11 protein-coding genes are annotated in these 16972 nt (G+C 72.6%); 3 read left to right on the top strand and 8 right to left on the bottom strand.

Annotation, left to right across the window (positions count from 1 at the left end):
* Nucleotides 1–3 precede the first annotated feature (3 nt).
* Together miaA and CLT68_RS14020 are read right to left on the bottom strand one after the other, a co-directional pair.
* The gene (miaA, locus tag CLT68_RS14025; RefSeq protein ID WP_199177044.1) at nucleotides 4–939 is read right to left on the bottom strand and encodes a tRNA (adenosine(37)-N6)-dimethylallyltransferase MiaA; all 936 of its coding nucleotides are present in this window, start codon (nucleotides 937–939) and stop codon (nucleotides 4–6) included.
* Nucleotides 936–1703: a class III extradiol dioxygenase subunit B-like domain-containing protein gene (locus CLT68_RS14020; protein ID WP_099851373.1), complete on the bottom strand. Its 768-nt coding sequence runs from the start codon at nucleotides 1701–1703 to the stop codon at nucleotides 936–938. Before CLT68_RS14020 ends, miaA begins: the two co-directional genes overlap by 4 nt.
* Nucleotides 1704–1853: 150 nt before the next feature.
* On the opposite strand from CLT68_RS14020, the gene CLT68_RS14015 reads away from it, so the two are divergent.
* Both CLT68_RS14015 and CLT68_RS14010 read left to right on the top strand, forming a co-directional pair.
* Nucleotides 1854–3062, top strand: a complete 1209-nt coding sequence (locus tag CLT68_RS14015) for a DUF349 domain-containing protein (RefSeq protein WP_099851371.1) — start codon at nucleotides 1854–1856, stop codon at nucleotides 3060–3062.
* A 571-nt stretch (nucleotides 3063–3633) separates the two neighbouring features.
* On the top strand, nucleotides 3634–5223 hold the full coding sequence (locus tag CLT68_RS14010; RefSeq protein ID WP_099851370.1) for a cellulase family glycosylhydrolase: 1590 nt from the start codon (nucleotides 3634–3636) through the stop codon (nucleotides 5221–5223).
* A 109-nt stretch (nucleotides 5224–5332) separates the two neighbouring features.
* Here the strand turns inward: CLT68_RS14010 and miaB are convergent, their stop codons facing one another.
* Nucleotides 5333–6826, bottom strand: a complete 1494-nt coding sequence (miaB, locus tag CLT68_RS14005) for a tRNA (N6-isopentenyl adenosine(37)-C2)-methylthiotransferase MiaB (protein WP_099851368.1) — start codon at nucleotides 6824–6826, stop codon at nucleotides 5333–5335.
* A 220-nt stretch (nucleotides 6827–7046) separates the two neighbouring features.
* Here miaB and CLT68_RS14000 point away from each other — a divergent pair, with 220 nt between their 5' ends.
* Nucleotides 7047–7955 (top strand): alpha/beta fold hydrolase, encoded by a 909-nt coding sequence (locus CLT68_RS14000; protein ID WP_486482165.1) that lies wholly within the window; start codon nucleotides 7047–7049, stop codon nucleotides 7953–7955.
* 65 nt (nucleotides 7956–8020) lie between these two features.
* Here CLT68_RS14000 and fxsT read toward each other — a convergent pair whose 3' ends face one another.
* The 5 genes from fxsT to CLT68_RS13975 are packed head-to-tail and all read right to left on the bottom strand — an operon-like array spanning nucleotide 8021 to nucleotide 16942.
* On the bottom strand, nucleotides 8021–11890 hold the full coding sequence (gene fxsT, locus CLT68_RS13995) for an FxSxx-COOH system tetratricopeptide repeat protein (protein WP_099851364.1): 3870 nt from the start codon (nucleotides 11888–11890) through the stop codon (nucleotides 8021–8023).
* Nucleotides 11887–13158, bottom strand: a complete 1272-nt coding sequence (locus tag CLT68_RS13990) for a TIR-like protein FxsC (protein WP_099851362.1) — start codon at nucleotides 13156–13158, stop codon at nucleotides 11887–11889. Before CLT68_RS13990 ends, fxsT begins: the two co-directional genes overlap by 4 nt.
* A complete protein-coding gene (locus CLT68_RS13985; RefSeq protein WP_158240881.1) occupies nucleotides 13155–13814 on the bottom strand; it encodes a TIR-like protein FxsC in 660 nt (219 codons plus the stop codon). The genes CLT68_RS13990 and CLT68_RS13985 overlap by 4 nt, the downstream gene beginning before the upstream one ends.
* A gap of 46 nt (nucleotides 13815–13860) precedes the next feature.
* On the bottom strand, nucleotides 13861–14685 hold the full coding sequence (locus tag CLT68_RS13980; protein WP_486482164.1) for an AAC(3) family N-acetyltransferase: 825 nt from the start codon (nucleotides 14683–14685) through the stop codon (nucleotides 13861–13863).
* Complete coding sequence (locus tag CLT68_RS13975) at nucleotides 14669–16942, bottom strand: FxsB family cyclophane-forming radical SAM/SPASM peptide maturase (RefSeq protein WP_486482163.1); 2274 nt, start codon at nucleotides 16940–16942, stop codon at nucleotides 14669–14671. The genes CLT68_RS13980 and CLT68_RS13975 overlap by 17 nt, the downstream gene beginning before the upstream one ends.
* Between the last annotated feature and the right edge of the window lie 30 nt (nucleotides 16943–16972).

Genomic DNA, 16972 nt, shown 5'->3' with positions numbered 1-16972 from the left:
CCATTATCGCGTCTCGGCGGGCACCAGACGGAGGGCGGCCCCGATCAGGTCCGGAGTCGCCGAATCCAGCCAGTGGATCCGCGGGTCACGCCGGAACCACGACCGCTGCCGGCGGACGAAACGACGGGTGGCGCGAACCGTCTCGTCGTGCGCCTGCGACTCGGTCAGCTCACCGGCGAGCATGCGCAGCACCTGCTGGTAGCCCAGCGCCCGGCTCGCCGTCCGCCCTTCGGGCAGCCCTCGCCCGACCAGTTCGCGGGTCTCCGACACCAGGCCGTCAGCCCACATCCGGTCGACCCGCAGGGCGATGCGCTCGTCCAGCAGCCCGGTGTCCAGGTCGACGCCGAGCTGCACCGACGGGTAGTACGGCGTCGGCTGCGGCAGCGAGGCGGTGAACGGCGCGCCGGTGAGCTCGATCACCTCCAGGGCCCGGACGATCCGCCGACCGTTGCCGGGCAGGATGCCGTCCGCGGCGACCGGGTCGGCGGCGCGCAGCCGCGCGTACAGCGGCGCGGGGCCAACCTCGGCCAACTCGCGTTCCAGCCGCTCCCGCAGCACCGCGTCGGTGCCGGGGAACTCGAAACGCTCCAGCACCGCCCGCACGTACAGCCCGGACCCACCGACCAGCAGCGGCACCCGGCCCCGGGACAGGATGTCGTCCACCGCCGCGCGGGCCAGCCGCTGGTACTCCGCGACGCTCGCCGGCTCGGTGACGTCCCAGATGTCCAGCAGGTGGTGCGGCACCCCGTCCCGTTCGGCGACGGTCAACTTGGCGGTGCCGATGTCCATACCGCGGTAGAGCTGCATCGAGTCGGCGTTGACCACCTCGCCGTCGAGGGCGTGCGCCAACGCGATGCTCAGCGCCGACTTGCCCGCCGCGGTCGGGCCGACCACCGCGACGACAGTGCCCCCCGCAGTGCCCCCCGCGTCGCTGGTCACACCCGCTCCCAGGACGCCACGAAGTAGGCGACACCGTAGGGGGCCGCGTCGTGCAGCAACTCGCCGCGCCATCCCCCGCCGGCTGCGCGGGCCGCGCTGGCGAGCACCTGCCAGGGCGCGCGGCCGGCGGCCTTCAGCTCCGCCGACACCACCGGGTCGAGGCCGAGCAGGACGTCCAGGTCCGCGTCGGCCAGCGCCCCGGCAACCCGTTGGTCGTACGGGAGGGCGCGCGGGTCGTCGTACCCGGGTGACTTCTCTCCCCGGCAGGCCGACCCGTCCCCGAGCACGAGCAACGCCGCCCGGTCACCCGTGGCGGACACCTCGTCGGCGAGCGCGGAAAGCTCGGCCAGGCCGGCGTCAGCGGCCACCTGCACAGCGCTCAGCGGCGGTCGCGCGTCGTGCCGGGCCAGCAGCCACGCGCCGATGGTCAGGCTCAACGGCAGCACCGCTCCCCGGTCGGGCTGACCGGGGACCAGCGGCACGTCCAGGTCGACACCCCAGGGCTGCAGGGAACCCGTGGCCGGGGGGCGGATCGGCCCGGTCACCGGACCGGTGCCGAGCAGCACCACGCGGTCCGGGTCGGCTGCCAGCAACCGGCGTACGGCGGTGTCGCAGGCCGTCCGCAGGTCGTCCAGCTCGGGGGTTGCGGAGCCGGCCACCTCCGGCACGAGCAGGGGCGGATGCGGGCAGACAGCGGCGGCGACCAGGGGCACCCGTTCACCGTAGCGGGAATCCCCGGTGCGTCTCCGCGCCGATCCGGTCATTCGGCCCCTAGGACACCGTATGGTCACGGTCGGCGATAGGCGCTCGACGCGGACCGGGTAAGACCTGTGACAATGCCGGAAGCAACTTGGCTGCGCCGTGGCGGCGACGGGGGTCCATTCCCTCGACGCCGGGAGAACGAGGATGGGCACATGAGCGACTGGACTGCCTTCGGACGGGTGGACGCGGACGGCACCGTATACGTCAAGACCACCGAGGGTGAGCGGGTGGTCGGATCCTGGCAGGCGGGTGCGCCGGAGGAAGGTCTGGCACACTTCGCGCGCCGCTTCGCCGATCTGGTCACCGAGGTGGATCTGACCGAAGCGCGGCTCAAGTCGGGTGCGGCGGATGCCGGGCACTCGTTGAGCACGATCCGGCGGATCCGCGCCACGCTCCCCGAGGCCAACGTCGTCGGCGACATCGACGCCCTGGCCGCTCGCCTGGACAAGCTGGCGACCCTCGCCGAGGAGAAGGCCGGTGAGGCGCGCGCCGCCCGGGACGCCGCTCGCGGTGAGGCCCTGGCCCGCAAGACCGCACTGGTCGAGGAGGCCGAGAAGCTCGCTGCCGAGTCCACCGGTTGGAAGACCGCCGGGGACCGGCTCAAGGAGATCCTCGACGAGTGGAAGACCATCCGTGGGGTCGACAAGAAGGCCGACGGTGAGCTGTGGAAGCGGTTCGCCGCCGCCCGGGACGGTTTCACCCGACGTCGGGGTGCCCACTTCGCCTCCCTGGACTCGCAGCGCAAGCAGGCGCAGACCGTCAAGGAGGAGCTGGTCGCCGAGGCGGAGAAGCTCCAGGAATCCACCGACTGGGCCGCCACCGCCAACCAGCTCAAGGATCTGATGACCCAGTGGAAGGCCGCGCCGCGCGCCTCCAAGGAGGCCGAGCAGAAGCTCTGGGAACGATTCCGGGGTGCGCAGGACGCCTTCTTCAGCCGGCGCAGTGAGGTCTTCTCCGCGCGGGACAACGAGCAGCGCGGCAACCTGGAGCGCAAGCAGGCCCTGCTCGCCGAGGCCGAGGCGCTGGACATCGACGCCGACCCGAAGGGCGCCCAGGCCAAGCTGCGGGACATCCAGGCACAGTGGCACGAGGCCGGCCGGGTCCCCCGCGAGGCGGCTGCCGGGCTGGAGCGCCGGCTGCGCGCCATCGACGACAAGGTCCGCGACGTGATGGACTCGGCGTGGCGCCGCACCACCAAGGAGGACAACCCGCTGCTCGCCCAGATGCGGGCGCAGGTGGCGGAAGCCGAGGACCGGCTGGCCCGGGCGCAGAGCGCCGGGGACGCACGCCGGATCAAGGAAGCCGAGCAGGCGCTCACCGCCAAGCGGCAATTCCTCCAACTCGCCGAGCAGGCCGGCTGAGCTGACGTCTTCCGGAGCCCCCGGTCCCTGCGAGGGGACCGGGGGCTCCCGCATGTCCAAGGCCTTCGCGGCCGGCGCCCCGCGCCTCGCGCCTCGCGCCTCGCGCCTCGCGCCTCGCCCAAGATCCTCGCAACTTCCCCGAAACTGCTGCCTCAGATGCGCCGGAGGCAGCAGTTTCCCTGAAGTTGCCGGCTTGCCGGGGCGAGCGCGGGGCACGGGGCGAGCGCGGGACACGGGTGCGGGGCGCGGGGCCGGGCGCGGGGCACGGGGCCGGGCGCGGACACGGGTGCGGGACGGTGGGCGGGGGCAGCCGGACGGCTGGTTGACGCATTGAAGACTGCTGATCAGAATGAGCGACAGAGCCAGGTCGGGCATCGACGCGAGGGCGCTGACGGCGGTACGACGTCGTCGGGGATCGTCGGTGTGCGTTACGCGAGTGACCACGTCCGCGTGACATGGGTCGTTCCGCGCTGTGCGCGTACTCCTGAGGGAGCGTGACGGGCGGACGGCCTCCCCCGGTCTTCCGCCCGCGCCGCCGACGGCGGCGTCGGGCATCCGAAGTGGAGCTCGCATGCACCGTCCCACCTCTTTCGGCGGCGCACTGGCCGCGCTCGCCACCGCCGCGGCTGGCGCGCTCGTCGCCGTCGCGGTCAGCACCGGTCCAGCGGTTGCCGCGCCGGGTGGTACCGGCACCGGTTACCTGCACACCAGCGGCAATCAGATCGTGGACAGCACCGGCGCCACGGTCCGGTTGACCGGTATCAACTGGTTCGGCATGGAGACCGACAACAAGACCTTCCACGGGCTGTGGTCGAACAACCCGTGGCGGGGGCAGCTCGACACGATGGCTCGGCTGGGTTACAACACGTTGCGGGTGCCGTACTCGAACGACGCGCTGAAGCCGGGCGCGACCGCCAGCGGGGTCAACGACTTCGTCAACCCGGATCTGGTCGGGTTGTCGCCGTTGCAGATCCTGGACAAGGTGATCGACTACGCCGGCAGCAAGGGGATGCGGATCATCCTGGACCGGCACCGGCCGACGGCGGCCGGGCAGTCGCCGCTGTGGTACACGCCGACGGTCTCCGAGGCGACCTGGATCAACGACTGGAAGATGCTGGCCCAGCGGTACGCGGGCAACCCCACGGTGATCGGCGCGGACCTGCACAACGAGCCGCACGCCGAGGGCACCAACCCGGCGGCCACCGGCGCGTGCTGGGGTTGCGGCGACACCACCCGGGACTGGCGGCTCGCCGCCGAGCGGGCCGGTAACGCGATCCTCGGCGTCCAACCCAACTGGTTGATCTTCGTGGAGGGGGTGAGCTGCCCCAGCGGTGGCCTCTCCAACGTGTGGGACGGCGACACCAGCAACGACGAGGACTGTGGTTGGTGGGGTGGCAACCTGTCCAAGGCCGGTCAGTTCCCGGTACGGCTGAACGTGGCGAACCGGCTGGTCTACTCGCCGCACGAGTACGCCACCTCGGTCTACCGGCAGAGCTGGTTCGACGCCCCGGACTACCCGGCGAACATGCCGGCCATCTGGGACAAGTACTGGGGTTACCTCTACAAGCAGAACATCGCGCCGATCATGATGGGTGAGTTCGGCAGCACCCTGGCGGACCCGAAGGACAGGGTGTGGCTGGAGAAGGTGATGGCCTACACCGGCACCGGGGTGACCGGGATGTCCTTCACCTACTGGTCGTGGAACCCGAACTCGGGTGACACCGGCGGCATCGCGCTGGACGACTGGACGAACGTCAACACCACCAAGCAGGCGATCCTCCAGCCGTACCTGATCGCGCCGACCGGTGGCGGCACCACCACCCCACCGCCCGACGGACCGACGGACCCGCCCACCGGCGCCTGCACTGCGAGTTACCGGCAGGTCAACGCCTGGCAGGGCGGCTTCCAGGGTGAGGTGACCGTGAAGAACACCGGCTCCGCCGCGGTGAACCCGTGGTCGGTCACCTGGACCTGGCCGTCCGGGGTGACGTTGGGCAGTGGCTGGAACGCCACGGTCTCCCAGTCCGGCACGACGGTCACCGCGGCCGCGCCGGGGCACGCCCCGTCGCTGTCGGCGGGCGGGTCGGTCACCGTGGGCTTCACCGCCAACGGCACCGCCAGCGCGCCGGGCACGGTGAAGCTCAACGGCGCCAGCTGCTGAGTTGTCGGGACGGTCGGCGGCCCCCGCGTCGGCCGTCCGCCGGCACCGGTCGGATCACGGTCTGAACGAGGGCCCCTTGTCGTCGCGCCGACAAGGGGCCCTCGCGCGCTCAGTGGGTGGCGCAGCCGGCAGTCGGTGCGGCAGCGACCGGCGGTGCGCCGATCGTGGGCAGACCGAGCAACACCCCGGGGGTACGCGGGGAGCGCCCCGCCTCGGCCGCGTCGCCAGCCCGGGTCCGCCGGTGCGCCACCGGCGCGCCGTCGGCGTTGAGGTGGTGCGGCGCGGCGTACGTGATCGTGGTGTGCACGATGTCACCCGGGCGGATCTGGTCGGCCAGCGACTCCCCGTCCGCGGTGTCGGTCGCGAAGTGCACGAGCCGGCCGTCGCGGGCCCGACCGGACATCCGGCCGGTGCGCTCGTCCTTGCGGCCCTCGCCGACCGCGACCAGCACCTCGACGGTCTCGCCCACCAGGCGCTTGTTCTCCGCCCAGGTGATCTCCTCGACGGTTTCGATCAGCCGCTCGTAGCGCTCCTGCACGACCTGCTTGGGCAACTGGTCGTCCATGGTCGCGGCGGGGGTGCCGGGACGCTTCGAGTACTGGAAGGTGAAGGCCGAGGAGAACCGGGCCTCGCGGACCACGTCCAGGGTGCGCTGGAAGTCGGCCTCGGTCTCACCCGGGAAGCCGACGATGATGTCGGTGGTGATCGCCGCGTCCGGCATCGCCGCCCGGACCTTCTCGATGATCCCCAGGTAGCGCTCGGAGCGGTAGGACCGGCGCATCGCCCGGAGCACGTCGTCGGAGCCGGACTGCAACGGCATGTGCAGCGAGTGGCAGACGTTCGGCGTCTCGGCCATCGCGGCGATCACGTCGTCGGTGAAGTCCTTCGGGTGCGGGCTGGTGAACCGGACCCGCTCCAACCCGTCGATGTCACCGCAGGCCCGCAGCAGCTTGCCGAACGCGTACCGGTCGCCGAACTCCACCCCGTAGGAGTTGACGTTCTGCCCGAGCAGGGTCACCTCCAGCACGCCCTCGTCGACCAGCGCGCGCACCTCGGAGAGGATGTCGCCGGGACGGCGGTCCTTCTCCTTGCCGCGCAGCGCGGGCACGATGCAGAACGTGCAGGTGTTGTTGCAGCCCACCGAGATCGACACCCACCCGGCGTACGTGGACTCGCGGCGGGTGGGCAGCGTGGAGGGGAAGACGTCGAGGGACTCCAGGATCTCCACCTCGGCGGCGGCGTTGTGCCGGGCCCGCTCCAGCAGCACCGGCAGCGAGCCGATGTTGTGAGTGCCGAAGACCACGTCCACCCAGGGCGCCTTGCGGACGATCTCGCCCCGGTCCTTCTGGGCCAGGCAGCCGCCGACCGCGATCTGCATCCCGGGGTGCTTGTCCTTCACCGGACGCAGCCGACCGAGGTTGCCGTAGAGCCGGTTGTCGGCGTTCTCCCGGACGGCGCAGGTGTTGAAGACGACGATGTCCGGGGTGTCGTCGGCGGGCACCGCGCGCACGTAGCCGGCCTGTTCGAGCAGGCCGGAGATGCGCTCAGAGTCGTGCACGTTCATCTGGCAGCCGTACGTCACGACGTTGTAGGTCCTAGCCACCCTCTTGGTGCCCCTTCCCCTCGGGCTACCAGGGTAGCGGCCCGTTCGGCGGCCCCAACCCACCGGCATTGACCCGGCGGCCCATAGCGGGCATCCACGACGGGCAGTACGCTGCACAACAAGAATGTGTTCTGGGCGGTTTCGGGGGCTTTGCACTCAGCGCCGACAATGCGCGGCTCCATTCACGGGGGAGCACATGACGACCCGCGGGAGGCCAACCGTGACGCGACAAGATGCGGCACAGCGCACCGTCACCACCCCGGACGGGCGGCACCTCGCGGTGGAGACCTCCGGCTCGCCGGACGGTCCTGCGGTCTTCCTGCTGCACGGCACCCCTGGGAGTCGCAGCGGCCCCCGGCCCCGGGGCATCGTCGTCTACCGCCTCGGCGTGCACCTCGTCTGTTACGACCGGCCCGGTTACGGCGACTCCGATCGGCACGAGGGTCGGCGGGTCGCCGACGCCGCCGCCGACGTGGCGGCGATCGCCGACGACCTCGGCATCGAGCGGTTCGCGGTGGTGGGCCGGTCCGGTGGCGGTCCACACGCTCTGGCCTGCGCGGCGTTGCTGCCGGACCGGGTCACCCGGGCCGCGGTGCTGGTGGGGCTCGCCCCGGCCGGCGCACCCGACCTGGACTGGTACGCCGGGATGGCCGAGTCGAACGTGGAGGACTACGGGCAGGCCGACGAGGACCTGGCCGAGCTCACGCTCAACCTGAAGGTCCGCGCGGAGGAGGCCCGGCGGGACCCGATGACGCTGCTGGACTTCCTGCGCCCCCAGTTGCCCGACGAGGACATCCGGGTCGTCGACGACGTCGCGATCCGCCGGCTGCTGACCGACATGTACTCCGAGGCGTTGCGGCACGGCCCCGAGGGCTGGATCGACGACGTGCTGGCGATACGGCGTGGCTGGGGGTTCGACCTGAGCGCCATCCGCGCGGAGGTCCGGCTCTGGCACGGCGAGCAGGACCGCTTCTCGCCGGTGGAGCACTCCCACTGGCTCGCCTCGCGGATCTCGCGGGCCGAGGTCCAGGTGCAGCCCGGCGCCGCGCACTTCGGCGCTGTGGAGATCCTGCCGCAGACCCTCACCTGGCTGGCCACGCCGGACCTCGCGACCACCCCGCGGGTCTGACCGACAGTCGTTCAGTGCTCGGCCCGGCGAGGCGGACCTGAACCACCCCGCCGGACCAACCCCGGTCAGATCGTGTGCGGGTCGATCACCCGGACGACGAACCGTCGCTCACGCAGGGTCTGCACCGTCGGATGCTCCGGGCCGATCACCTCGGCCAGCCGGTCCGCCACCGCGCCGACGTCCTCGGCGGGGGCCTCGCCACCGGCCCGCCTCGACACCAGGGAGAGATCACCGAGGCAGCGCAGCGTGTCGGGGTGATCCGCGCCGATCACCGTGGCCAGGCGACCGGCGGTCTCCCGCAGTCGCTCCCGCGCCGAGTCCCACTCCCCCTCCTCGGCGAGGCACACCGCGTGGTTCACGTCCGCGGCAAGGGTGTGCGGGTGGTCGGGGCCGAGCACCTTGCGCAGCTCGCCGGAGGCCCGGGCCGCCGACGCACGGGCGTCCGACCTGCGCCCGAGCGCGCGCTCAGCAGCGGAGATGTTGCTCAGCGTCGCCAGCGTGTGCGGGTGCTCCGCGCCGAGGCGCAGCTGTTCCTCGTACGCCTGGCTCACGGCGGTCATCTCCGTGAACGCCCTGGCCGCGTCGCCGACGGCCAGCAGGTTCGCCGCGCGGCTCGACCGGGACGCCACCGTGTCCGGGTTGTCCGGCCCGAAGCGTTCGTCGAGCTCGCGGTAGGCCGTCTCGAACATCGGCGCGGCCTCGGCTCCCCGACCGGCGCTGCGCAGGGACACCGCCAGGTTGACCTGCGCGGCGAGACTCTGACCGTCGTCCGGCCCGAGCACCTCGCAGTACGTGTCGTAGACGGTGCGCAGCAGGGTGACCGACCTCTCGTACTCACCGGCTTCCCGCAGGTCGCTGCCCAGACGCACGGCGGAGACCAGGGTGTACGGGTGGGTGGGGCCGAGCACCAGCCGCCGCCGCTGGTGCACCTCGTCGTCCCACCTGCGGGCGGACCGGTAGTCGCCGACCAGCCGGTAGGAGACGGCGAGGTTGTTGGCCGCGCTCAACGTCCGGGGGTGGTCCTCGCCGAACACCTGGAGCCAGGAGGCGTACGTGGACCGGTCCCGTTCCAGCGCCTCGGCGTACCGGCCGAGCGCGCGCAGGTCACCGCCGAGGCTGCCGGCGGTCATCAGACTGTGCGGGTGCATCGGGCCGAGCAGCCGGCGTTGCTCGGCCAGCACCGCCTCGTCCAGGTCCCGGGCCTCGTCGAAGCGGCCCAGGCTGCGCAGGATGTTCGCCCGGTTGAAGCGCAGGTGCAGCAACTGTCGACCCAGCGCGGACGCCTCCACCTCTTCGTGCGTGTCGCCGAGCCGGGCGGACCAGGTCTCGTCCACCTCCTGGCTGAACCCGTCGGCCTGGTCCAGACCGCCGCGCTGCCACAGGTAGCGGACCCGGTCGATGAGCAGCTGACACACCGACTCGTCGGGGCAGTTCAACGCCTCGGAGACCTCCAGGTGCGGCCAGAGCATCCGCAGCCGGGGCCAGGTGGTCGGGTCGTCCACGTCACCGCGGGGCCGGGACGCCGCCAGCACCAGGTGCACCTGGTGTCGGGCCGCGTCGATCTCGTCGTCGGTCATCCGGTCGCGTACGACCGCCTGCAACAACCGGTGCACCTGGACCCGGCCGCCCTGGACATCGAGTTTGAGCAGGGCGAGTCGGTTGATCTGCTGGACCAGCGCACCACGGACGAGCCGTTCCGACACCGACGGGTCGAACGGCACGAGGGCCGCCGCCATCTCGTCGCTGTAGATCAGCTCCAGTGCGATCTCCGGGGCCAGCACCGAGCAGAGCTGCAACAGCCGGTACGCGGCGGGTGCCTGGTCGAGCAGCCGGTTCAGCGACAGGTCCCAGGTCGCCTCGACGGAGAGCGCGCTGGGGCCGTGCCGCTCGATCTGCCGCAGGTAGTCGGCGACCGACGTGCCGGTGTCCGCGAGCCACGCGCCAGCCGCCGCCACCGCGATCGGCAGGTCGCCGAGCGCCTCGGCCACCCGGTCGGCCTCCTCGGCGCTGATGGTGGGCACCCGCTGGGCGAGGTGCGCGACGCTCTCGGTGCGGTTGAAGACGTCCACCTGGATCGGGTTCGCCCGGTCACCCCAGGCGCGGTTGCGCGAGGTCAGCAGGACGTGCCCGGGGCCCTGGGGCAGGAAGGGCTCGATCTGGTCGAGCTCCTCGGCGTTGTCGAGCACGACGAGCCACCGCTCGTACGGCTCGCCCCGGCCCAGCACCTGCAACACGGACCGGACAGTGTCGGGCACGGTCGGCCCGGCGAGGATGCCGAGGCGGCTGGCGAGGTCGGCCAGGGCGGTGTCGACGAACTGCGGCGGGTCCGCCACGATCCACCAGACCACGTCGTAGGCGGTCTTGAACCGGTGCACGTACTCCAGTGCCACCTGTGTCTTTCCGACGCCGCCCATGCCCTGGAGGGCGACCGGCAGGACCACCGCGCTGCCTCCGCTCTGCAGTTGCGCGCGCAGCTGGGCCAGGTCGTCCTCCCGGCCGGTGAACCGGGCGTTCCGGTTGGGGGCGTTGAAGATCAACGGTTCGGTGCCGGGAAAACGGGTGCTCCCGCCCGCCGGGCCGTCCGCCGACGACGGCACCGGCCGGCCGACCAGCCGCAACACCCGCTCCACGGCGGTCGCCGCGCTCACATTGACCAGGTTGGTGGAACTCTGGGACGGGAACTCCGCCAGCGGGCGCAGGTCGGCGACATACACGGCGAGCGCCGTGGAACCGGTGCTGGTGTCCCGGTCCGGCAGACCGCCGGACGGCGTCGCCACGTAGGCCGGCGAGACCACCGTCAGCGTGCGCGGCGCGGGCGTGCCCGCGGACCCGACGGCGGCCATGGGCTCCACCACCCGCAACCCCGCCGAACTGAGCACCCGCTCCAGCCACTCGGCCCAGATGGCGTCCTCCGGCGCACACCGGAGCACGATCTGGTCGTCGATCGCCTCGGTGCGTCGACGGAAACGGGCCTTGCCCCGCTCCCGCACCGACTCGTCCATCAGCGGCAGCGCGGTCACCGCGCCGTCGGTGAGGATCCCCGTCAACGTCTCGAACGCGGCCAGCAGCGACGTGGGCGAGCCGGGCGGGTCCCCGAACGTCGCCAGTGTCTCCTCGTACGCGTAGAACGGCCGGTACGGGACCTCGACGGCAGCCCAGTAGCGCCGCCGTTCGGCCTCGGTCATGCCCGCCGGCAACCCGGCGAACCGCCGCATGGCCAGCAGACGACCCGCCTCGGCCCGCTCCTTCTCGGCCTGGTCGACCCGCATCGGCACCGGCAGGACCCGGATGTCACGCCGCCGGTACCTGTCGCGTACCGAGTGCGCCACCCGGGCCGCCCCGTCGATGCCCTGGTCGCTGAGCGTGAAACAGTCGACCAGCGTGTCCGGAAGGTGCAGGGTGCAGATGTCGGCGACGTCGCTCAACCCTGTCCGGCTGTCGATCAGGGTGAAGTCGTACTGGCGCTTCATGTCCGCCCGCAGCGCTTCGAAGAACTGCGCACCGCCCAGCCGGTTGTAGAAGTTGTCCCAGTCCAGCCCGCTCACCGAGACGGCGTAGTCGCTGTTCTGCCGGCCCGCGGAGAGGAAGTCCAGACCCCCGCCGTCGGGGAAGTTCCAGCGCAGCGAGAAGGCGTGCCGCCCGACCCGGGCGTACTGCTCCATCCAGCGGTCCGGCCGGTCGTCGACCCGGGTGGTCTCCCACTCGTAGTCGCGGATCATGTCGATCACACCGCTGGTGCCCTGGATCGCCTCGGCGTCGAGGAACGGGTGGAAGAAGCGGTGCAGGCCGGGTGACTCGAGGTCCCAGTCGGCGACGAGCACCCGCCGGCCGCTGGCCGCGAGGATCCAGGCCACATTGGCCAACGCCATCGTCCGGCCCGTCCCACCCTTGAACGAGTAGAAGGTGACGACCTGGCCTTCGCGATCGTTGTTCATCGGTTTTCTCCGTGGGGACGCAATGGGGCCGGATCGTCAGGCGTGGACGCGGGATCGGGGGTGACGGTCGAGCCGGCCGGCGGCAGGCCGTCACGCAGGCTCGGCACCGGCTCCGGCGGCGGTTCGAAGGGAACCACCGGGCCGTACTTGAGGAACTGACGGCGAGCCTCGGTGACCAGCGCCGGCATCAGGTCGACGAACTCCGGCATGCTGCACGCCCGCTTGACCTGGGGCAGGCCGGCGTCGTGCAGCAGTTGCGTCACCTCGGTCGCCCATCGGCTGGCGTCCTGGGTGTCGTCGTCGTCGGTGACCACCAGTGGAACCACCCACTCCCGCAGGCCGTGCAGCATGCCGGTGAGGATCGCGGCGGCGTCCGGCGAGGCCGCGATCCACGGGTCGACAAGCAGCACGGCCGGTCGGCGATCGAGCAGCCCGGCGGCCTGCGCGAAGTCCGCCGTGCGGGCGGACAGCCCGAGTCGCTCGGCGGTGCTGGCCGCGTATTCGGCGGCGGGCAGCTCCTGGCGGCGCCCGTACGGTCGCCACAGCCGGCCGCTGGCCGCGTAGCCGGCGGGGTCGCGGTCGGTCGGCAGATGGTCCCGGGTCGGCGCCAGGACGGCGACGACGAAGTCCGGGTCGGTCGGCCCCGGGCGGACGACCTCGTCGAGGCCCGGCGCGCGGGACGGGCCCAGCGGTCGCCGCTCGGCGGTGTGCACGATCCGGCTGGCCAGGCGGCTCAGCAGAAGCTCGTACTGTGCACGGTAGGAGGCCAGCATGCAGAACGCCCGCAGGCCGTCCTCGGCGTACGCCGGGACGTCCCGGCCCAGGTCCAGGGCGCCGTCCAGCTCCGGGTGCGTCTCCCACGGTGGAAACGGGATCCACAGCACCGGGGTGAGGTGGCCGGCGGTCAGCCGGGCCGACCCGGCGGCGGCCAGCCGGGCCCGGAAGGACTCCTGCTCCCCCAACGCCCACGGGCGACTGAAGTAGCCGGGCGAGTAGAGCGGAACGAAGACCTCGGCGTCGCCCAGCGCCTCCGCGAGAGCCGCCTTCCAGTCGGCGCCCAACGGGATGTGCTGGTCGAAGAAGCCGATCCGCATCCCCGCCACCGGTCGCGCCTGGCGCCGCACCTCGTCGGACAGGTCGGCGAAGAACTGGCCGACCCAGACGTCGGCGTCGGCGCGGGCGCCCGGCGGGGGCGCCGAGTGGGCGTAGCTGAGGAAGAAGTACGTCCCGCGCGCTGCCGGTCGACGCCGGTCCGTCGGCGGGCTCATCCCGGCTCCTCGGTGAACCGGTTGCACAGCTCGTCCACGCTCGCCGGCACCCAGGGCTGCACCACGTACGACCGGTGGATCGCCACGATCCGCTGGGCGAGCCGCCAGACCACCGCCCGGTACGCGTTCTCCCACTGCATGGTCAGCAACCCATAGACCCCATCCCGCTGGTAGTGCACCGCGATGTCGGGATCCGGCACGGCGGTCGGGGTGAACCGTTGGATGTCGCGGAGCACCCGGGGCAGCGCCGTGCCGTTCGTCGGCGACCAGGTGACCGGCACGATGGCCGTCTCGTGGGGCGAGGCGGAGCTGTGCCGCGGGACGATCGTCCGGCGGGAGAACGCATCCCACTCCCGGCCGCACCAGTCACTGCCGAGCAGCGCGCTGGACACCAGCGGGACGAAGACCTGGCAGGTGCCGGCGGCCTGGAGGAGCTCCGGGCTCCACCGTTCACCGCCGGCGATGGAGCTGTCCAGAAAGCCGGCGTCCACTCCGGTCACCGGGCCGACCAATTCACTGACGTGGACGGAGAGGTCCTCGAAGAACCGGGAGACGTACTCGGCGGGTTTGCCGGTGGCGCGGCCGACCGGGGCCCGGGAATAGCTGATGAAGAAGAGCGGGGCGCGCAGTCTGGAGGGTGCGTCCACTGTGCTCACCCCTCCGCCCTCCCCACGCGGCCGGAACATCAGCGTAGTCCCCGCGTCAACGCTGCGCCGCCAGGCGATTCGCGGCGAACCAGCCGACCGCGAAGTCCACGGCGGCTCGCGCCGGCAGCAGGCGAGCCTGGGCCCGCCCGACCCGCCCGTGCCGGACGATCGGTGTGCCGTCGAGCGCGGCACCCACCCGGGGAAAGTCGCGGTCGTCCAGGTCGAGCCCGCGGAAGTCGAGGCGTACGCGGCGGCCGTCGACGAGCCGGAAACAGCGGTAGTCGCGCTCCGGCGTCGGCACCGGCAGCCGGTACTCGGCCAGGTGCAGGGCGCTGCACGCCTCGTAACCGAGGCCGAGCAGCAGGATCTGCCCGTCGGCTGCGTACAGGCCACCCACCGGTGAGCGTTCTCCCAGGTGGCAGGTGAGGTCGTGGCCGTCGGTGAGCTGCCGGGCCCGAGGGCCGAGCGCGGCGAACGAGGTCTGCGGATGGTCACTGCGCACCGCACCGGGGGCACAGCGGACGTACTCGGCGAGCACGCCCATCCGCTGCGAGGGCGTGGTCTGACGGTCCCAGCCCGGCAGCGCCGCCTCGTACCGCTCGCGTTGCGCCCGTTCCATCCCGGCGACGGCCGCCAGGTGGGCCCGGGAGGTGGTCGAGTTGCCGTCGGTCTGGGTGGGCACCAGCAGCGTGCCGGCCGGGCCGAGGACGTCCCGCAGGGCGCCGGCGAGGGTCGCGGGGCCGTGCTCCAGCGGGCCCACCCGGCGCAGACCGCAGTGCACCAGGAGGCACACACCCGGGCGTACGCCCAGCGCTCGCAGATCGTCGGCGAGGTGGGGACGGCCCAGGGCGGGCGGATGCCGTTCATCGGGACCCGACACCGGTCTCCTCCAGGGCGTGGCGCAGCTGACCGACGAACCGCTCACCGGCCGCGGTGAGCGACCGGCTGGCCAGCAGCGCGTCGGCGCCGTCCCGGGTCCACGCCAGGTAACGGGCGGCGTGGGCCGACGCTTCCCCGCCGTCGGTCGCTGCCCGGGCCCGCCACACCTGGGTGACGGCCAGGTGGGCGTACACCCCCTGGAGGACCCCCTCGGGTGGCCGCGGGTCGGGGCGCCACGGCACCGTGATCCGGGGGCTGTGCCCGGGTGCCACCAGGTCGTACCGGTCGAGCACGGCACCGAGTTTCGCGTGCTGCCACTCGTGCACGAGCAGCACCGCCATCGTCTCCGGGTCCGGATGGGGGGTGACGGCGACCGCACCGAACGCGTGCCGGGCGGTCGCGCTGCGCAGTGGTCGCGCCGGGTCGGGTGCCAGCGGCACGACGGCGCGCAGACCGCCGTCGAGCGCCGCCGCGTGCGCCGGCACGTCCCGGCACACGATCTGCCAGGCCTCGACCAGGGTACGGCCCAACGCCTGTGCGGCCGGGGTGTCCAGGCGCGATGCCACCGGCTGGCCGTAGCAGTCCCGGTACGGGTCGCCGTCCTCGATGGACAGCCGACCAGCCGGCGTCGGCACGTCGCGCACCGGTCGCCAGCCGGCCGACGGCTCGACCGTGTCGAGGAGGACGGTCCGGTCCGCCGACCCGCCCCGAACCCGGAACCCACCGGGCAGGACGGTCACCTCGGCGTGCTCCCCCAGGCCGGGCAGCAGCAGGCTGCCGAGCGTGGGCACCGTGATCGCGTCGGCCCGCACCGGGACGTCCACAGTGACGGGGACGCCCACCCGGACGGCCGCGGCGACGGCGAGGGCCGGCAGGGGGTCGGCAGCCGCGCGGGCGCCGGACCGGGCTGACGGGTCGAGGCGGTGCACCAGCCACGGGCGGACGAAGGGGTGCTCCAGGACCGCTCGGACCGCCTCCGGCGCCTTCAGCTCAAGGTCGGCGAGCACCTCCCAGGCGGCCGCGCTGTCGGACAACTCCCGACAGGCCGCCAACAGCATCCGGGTGATGGCCAACTGGTCGTCGGCGAGTCGTCTGACGGTCTGCGGCGACCCGTGCCCGGTCGCCAGGTCGTCCAGCAGGTCGTCGACCGGAGAGGCGGCGGACCACAGGCTCGGCGCGGCGTGGCGGGGCGCCGGGTAGGCGTCCACAGTGTCGATCAGGCTGAGCAGGTCGGCGCAGTAGACCGAGGGGTTGTCGAAGCCGGAGCCGGTGCGCCAGCGGTGGGCGTACAGGCCACCGCCGCACCGGTCGACCACCGGGCAGGCCCGGCAGGTGGCACAGAGCCCCTGCACGCCGTCCTGTCGGATGGCCACCCCGGGATGCCGGGCGGCCTCGTCCACCGAGTGGTCGAACACGTCGAACCCGGTGCCGGCCGCGCCATGGTATGCCGTCTTCAGCGAGTCGACCTGCTCCCAGGTGCCGTCGGCCTCGACCACCAGCACGTCGGCCGGCGCGACGCCGAACGCCTCGGTGCCGCCGCCACCGGGCATCAGCGCCTCGAACAGCCGGATCGACCCGGGGCGCCCGTCGTCCACCCACCGCCGGTGGATCCGCCCCAGCCAGTCCGCGTACGGGGTGGAGCCGGGACCGGGACGCTCCGGTGGGTGGTCCCAGGTGGCGTGGGGCAGCAGCAGGTCGACCCGGGGCGGCCTCTCGGCCAGCAGCGCCTCGTAGACCCGGTCGGGATCGTTGCGGACGTCGACAGTGCAGAGGATGCCGGCGTAGCTGCTGCGGTACGCCGGTCGCCGGAGCAGGGCCAGGGCCCGCCGGACCTGGTCGTGGCTGCTGCCGCCGTGGGCGAAGACCCGGTGGCGGTCGTTGGCGGCACGGTCGCCGTCGAACGACACACCGACCCGCACGTCGTAGTCGACGAGCAGTTGGCACAGCTCCTCGTCGAGCAGCACCCCGTTGGTCTGCATGCGCAGGTCGAGCCGCGTCCACGGGGTGATCGCCGCCTGCAGCTCGGCCAGCACCTCGCGCAGCCCGGCGGCACCCAGCAGCAGCGGCTCACCGCCGTGCAGCACCACGTGCACGTCCGACACCTCGTGCTCGCGGGCGTGCTCGGCGATGCGCCGTGCGGCGGCGCGGACCGTCGCCGGTGGCATCCGCACCGGTCGGCCCCGCCAGGTCTGGTCGGCGTGCTGGTAGACGTAGCAGTGGTCGCAGCTGAGGTCGCACCGACTGTGCACCTTCAGCACGAACTGGCTGATCGGCCGGCAGGATCCGCC

It is taken from the genome of Micromonospora sp. CNZ299 (assembly GCF_002754415.1).
This window is presented reverse-complemented; position numbering and strand designations above follow the sequence as displayed.